This window comes from Micromonospora sp. NPDC047753 (genome assembly GCF_040642735.1).
GTDB lineage: Bacteria > Actinomycetota > Actinomycetes > Mycobacteriales > Micromonosporaceae > Micromonospora.
The window spans coordinates 1-4,063 of the sequence record NZ_JBEYSL010000559.1 but is presented as its reverse complement, the minus strand read 5'-3'; the positions used below and the strand labels follow the sequence as shown (position 1 = coordinate 4,063).

The following is a 4,063-nucleotide window of genomic DNA, read 5'->3' as shown; positions in this document are numbered from 1 at the left end:
CGATGTGCCGGTGGTTGAGGCTGAACCCGTAGATGCCCCATGCCTGCCCGCGCGCCCAGCAGGAGTGGTCGGCGTGGCCCTGTTCGGTTTCGCCGGACCCCCGGCGGTGCCAGTTCGTGGCATCTTTCTGAGCCATGACCGTTGCGCTCTGAGCCAAAATGGTGCCACTATGGTGCCATGGAGCTGAGGTCATACGTCGAGAACCTGCGTAACGAGTTCGCCCTTGCCGCCGAGGGCGTGGACCCGGAGGCCCGGGCGTTGGCCGAACGACTCTTCGCGCAGTTGGAAGCGGCCACCCGTCTCACGCTGCTCGAAGCGCTGTCCGACGCGGCCGACGAGATCACCCGCGATCTCGCACCGGGCTCGGTGCACGTTCGGCTGCGCGGGCGCGAGCCCGACTTCGTGGTGGCACCCGCCAACCTGCCGGTCGAAACGGCGAGCGAGGCGAGCGGCCCGCCGCCGCTGTCGGTGCCGGTGTCCGCACCCGAGGGTGACGAGGGCGGCACCTCACGGATCAACCTGCGGCTGCCCGACCACCTGAAGGCCAGCGTCGAGGAGGCCGCCGGGCGCGCCGGGCTCTCCGTCAACGCCTGGTTGGTGCGCGCCGTCGCCGGTGCCGTCGGTGGGGGCGAGGCGGAGCGTCGTCCGCCCCGCCGTCCGGAGCCGCGCTTCGGCCAGCATTTCACCGGTTGGGCCCGCTAACCCCCTCGTACCCCACCTCATCACGCCGCTGACCAGCGGCGACCTTCGCCGACCACCTTTCGGGAGACCACCATGCCTGTTTTCGACACGCCAGAAGCGATTTCCGCCCGGATCGAGATCCCGGTCGGGGATGTCTGGATCGCGGCCAGCGACCGCACCGACACGGTGGTGACCGTGCGGCCCCGCGACCCGTCGAGCAAGGCCGACCTGAGTGCCGCGGAGCAGACCACGGTCGAGTACGCCGCCGGGCAGCTGGTGGTCAGGGTGCCGAAGAGTTGGCGCCGCTACGGGTTCGGTGCCGGACCGTCGGTCGACGTCCTGATCGAGCTGCCGACCGGATCGGGCGTACAGGCCGAGTCGTCGTGGGCGGCGTTCCGCTGCGAGGGCCGGCTCGGCGAGTGCCGCATCAAGACCGGTGGCAACATCAGGCTCGACGAGACCGGGCCGCTGGACATCGACTCCAGCCACGGCGAGGTCGCGGCCGAGCGCGTCCTCGGCTCCGCCCGGGTGAAGGTGTCGTCCGGCAAGGTGCGTCTCGGAGTCGTCGACGGCAGCGCCGAGATCAAGAACTCCTCCGGTGACTGCTGGATCGGTAGCGGTGGCGGCGCCGTCCGGATCAACACGGCCTACGGCGACGTCACGGTGGACACCGCACTGGCCTCGGTGACGGCCCGTACCGCTTACGGCAACCTCCGGCTGGGCGAGGTCGTCCGGGGAGTTGTCGAGTTGCAGACCTCCTACGGCGCCATCGAGGTCGGCATCCGTCGCGGGACGGCCGCCTGGCTGGACGTCAGTTCCAAGCACGGCCGTGTGCACAACGCGCTGGAGTCGACCGACAGCCCGGCGCAGACCGACGAGACGGTCGAGGTCCGGGCGAACACCTCCTTCGGCGACATCATGATCCGCCGCGCCTGACCCACCGCCCCGCCGACCACAGATGAGGAGACCATGACCAGTTCCATGAACCCCGCGATTGTCGCCACCGACCTGCGCAAGTCCTACGGCGACAAGGTCGTGCTGGACGGCATCGACTTGATGATCACCGAGGGCACCATCTTCGCGTTGCTCGGTCCGAACGGCGCCGGCAAGACCACCACCGTGCAGATCCTCTCCACCCTCATCGACGCCGACGGCGGTAACGCCCGTGTCTTCGGGCACGACCTGACCCGGGAACCCGACGCGGTACGCGCGCTGATCGGCGTCACCGGCCAGTTCTCCGCCGTCGACAACCTGCTCACCGGTCGGGAGAACCTGACCCTGATGGCCGACCTGTGCCACCTGGACCGGGCCGTCGGTCGGCGGCGAATCGACGACCTCCTCGACCAGTTCGACCTGACCGAGGCGGCGGGCAAGCCGGCGTCCACGTACTCCGGCGGTATGCGCCGCCGGCTCGACCTCGCGATGACCCTGGTCGGCGAGCCCCGCGTCATCTTCCTCGACGAGCCGACCACCGGCCTTGACCCGCGCAGCCGCCGGGCCATGTGGCACATCATCCGCGCACTCGCCGCCGAGGGCGTGACCATCCTGCTCACCACGCAGTACCTGGAGGAGGCCGACCAGCTCGCCGACCGGGTGGCGTTCCTCGACCACGGACGGCTGATCGCCGAGGGCACGCCGCGCGAGCTCAAGCGGCTCATCCCGGGCGGCCACGTCGTGTTGCAGTTCGCCGACCAGGAGGGGCTCGACTCGGCGGCCCGGACGTTCGAGGCCGCCACCCGCGACGACGCGGCGCTCACCCTCCAGGTGCCGAGTGACGGAGGGGTCGGGTCGCTGCGATCCCTGCTCGACCAGCTCGACCACGCCTCGATCAGCGTGGCGGGGCTCTCCGTGCACACCCCCGACCTCGACGACGTCTTCCTCACCCTCACCGGGCAGCCTGACACCCGGGCCAGCCGATCCGACAACGAAAGGGCTCCCGCGCGATGAGCACCCTCTCCCTCGCCGTCCGCGACTCGAGCACCATGCTGCGGCGAAACCTGCTGCACATGCGGCGGTACCCGTCGATGACGTTCCTGCTCATCGGCATCCCGATCATCATCCTGCTGCTCTTCGTCTACGTCTTCGGCGGCACGCTCGGCGCCGGTCTCGGCCCGTCCGGCGGCCGCTCCCAGTACGCCAACTACGTCACCCCCGGCATCCTGCTCATCACAGTGGTCAGCGCCGCGCAGGGCACCGCCATCTCGGTCGCGATGGACATGACCGAGGGGATCATCGCCCGGTTCCGCACGATGTCGATCTTCCGACCGTCAGTCCTGACGGGTCACGTACTGGGCAGCCTGGTGCAGACCATGCTCAGCCTCGCGGCCGTCACCGTCGTGGCGCTGCTGGTCGGGTTCCGGCCCAACGCGAACGCGGTCGAGTGGCTCGCGGCGGTCGGCGTACTCGCCATGATCACCTTTGCGCTGACCTGGCTGTCCGTCGCCCTCGGCCTGGTCAGTGACAGTGTCGAGACGGCGAGCAACCTGCCCATGCCGCTGATCCTCCTACCGTTCCTCGGCAGCGGGTTCGTCCCCACCGACTCCATGCCGACCGCCGTGCGGCTGTTCGCGGACTACCAGCCCTTCACGCCCGTCATGGAGACCCTTCGCGGCCTGCTCCTGGGCACCGGGATCGGCGCCAACGGGATCATCGCGGTCATCTGGTGCGCCGTCATCACAGCGGGTGGCTTCCTGTGGGCCAAGGCCCTGTACAACCGCAACCGGACGGCCTGATCCGACCGGCGCGTCCCGGTACCACCGCAGCGGAGAGCCGGCGGCTCGGCCCACAGGGGTCCGGCCGCCGGCTCGTGGCGTCGCGCTACCGGCGGCGCGAGTGTGAGGTCGGGCGGCGGGGCGGCGGGGCGGCGGGGCGGCGGGGCGAGTGTGGGGTCGAGCGGCGGGAGTGCGTGCTCGACCCGGCTCTCGGAAGCACGCCGCCTCGCGCCCCACCCCGCCTCGCGCCCCACCCCGCCTCGCGCCCCACCCCGCCTCGCGCCCCACACCCCGCCTCGCCCCGCCCCCGCCCCTGCCACCCCGCCTCGCCCCGCCCCCGCCCCCGCCCCTGCCACCCCGCCTCGCCCCGCCCCTGCCACCCCGCCGCGGACTGCCCCGCCCGCGGACTGCTCTGCCGCCGTGGCCGTCAGGCCCAACGGCTAGCCGGGGACGAGCGCTGGAACCACATCCGCTGATCAGTCTGATGTCTGTGAGTCATCGTGATGACTCACAGACATCACGCTCATTGCAGTGAGGCCCTCCAGGTCATGCGCTCGGCGATTCAGGGCGCGCGGATCGCGCCGCAAGTCGCCGACCTGCCCCAGCGGGATCGCGGGCAACTCGCCAGTGGTCCACCATGCCGGGATGTCATCGACTCGCCTTGTCACCCT

General features: G+C 70.8%; 5 protein-coding genes. 4 read left to right on the top strand and 1 reads right to left on the bottom strand.

Annotation, left to right across the window (positions count from 1 at the left end):
• Positions 1-177 precede the first annotated feature (177 nt).
• From ABZ749_RS30845 to ABZ749_RS30830, 4 genes are all read left to right on the top strand, one after another.
• Complete coding sequence (locus ABZ749_RS30845) at positions 178-702, top strand: hypothetical protein (protein WP_357206694.1); 525 nt, start codon at positions 178-180, stop codon at positions 700-702.
• A gap of 72 nt (positions 703-774) precedes the next feature.
• Positions 775-1,617 carry a DUF4097 family beta strand repeat-containing protein gene (locus ABZ749_RS30840; RefSeq protein WP_357233923.1) on the top strand — a complete coding sequence of 281 codons (843 nt, stop codon included), beginning with the start codon at positions 775-777 and terminating at the stop codon, positions 1,615-1,617.
• Positions 1,618-1,650: 33 nt separating this feature from the next.
• Positions 1,651-2,628 (top strand): ATP-binding cassette domain-containing protein, encoded by a 978-nt coding sequence (locus tag ABZ749_RS30835; protein ID WP_357233921.1) that lies wholly within the window; start codon positions 1,651-1,653, stop codon positions 2,626-2,628.
• Complete coding sequence (locus ABZ749_RS30830) at positions 2,625-3,413, top strand: ABC transporter permease (RefSeq protein ID WP_357233919.1); 789 nt, start codon at positions 2,625-2,627, stop codon at positions 3,411-3,413. The genes ABZ749_RS30835 and ABZ749_RS30830 overlap by 4 nt, the downstream gene beginning before the upstream one ends.
• Positions 3,414-3,868: 455 nt before the next feature.
• Here ABZ749_RS30830 and ABZ749_RS30825 read toward each other — a convergent pair.
• Positions 3,869-4,063: hypothetical protein (locus ABZ749_RS30825; RefSeq protein ID WP_357233917.1), on the bottom strand; the 195-nt coding region annotated here is incomplete at its 5' end.

Excerpts from the sequence above, each read along its gene's own strand:
- ABZ749_RS30830 (WP_357233919.1), top strand. The coding sequence starts at position 2,625 with ATGAGCACCCTCTCCCTCGCCGTCCGCGACTCGAGCACCATGCTGCGG.
- ABZ749_RS30840 (WP_357233923.1), top strand. The coding sequence starts at position 775 with ATGCCTGTTTTCGACACGCCAGAAGCGATTTCCGCCCGGATCGAGATC.
- ABZ749_RS30845 (WP_357206694.1), top strand. The coding sequence starts at position 178 with ATGGAGCTGAGGTCATACGTCGAGAACCTGCGTAACGAGTTCGCCCTT.
- ABZ749_RS30835 (WP_357233921.1), top strand. The coding sequence starts at position 1,651 with ATGACCAGTTCCATGAACCCCGCGATTGTCGCCACCGACCTGCGCAAG.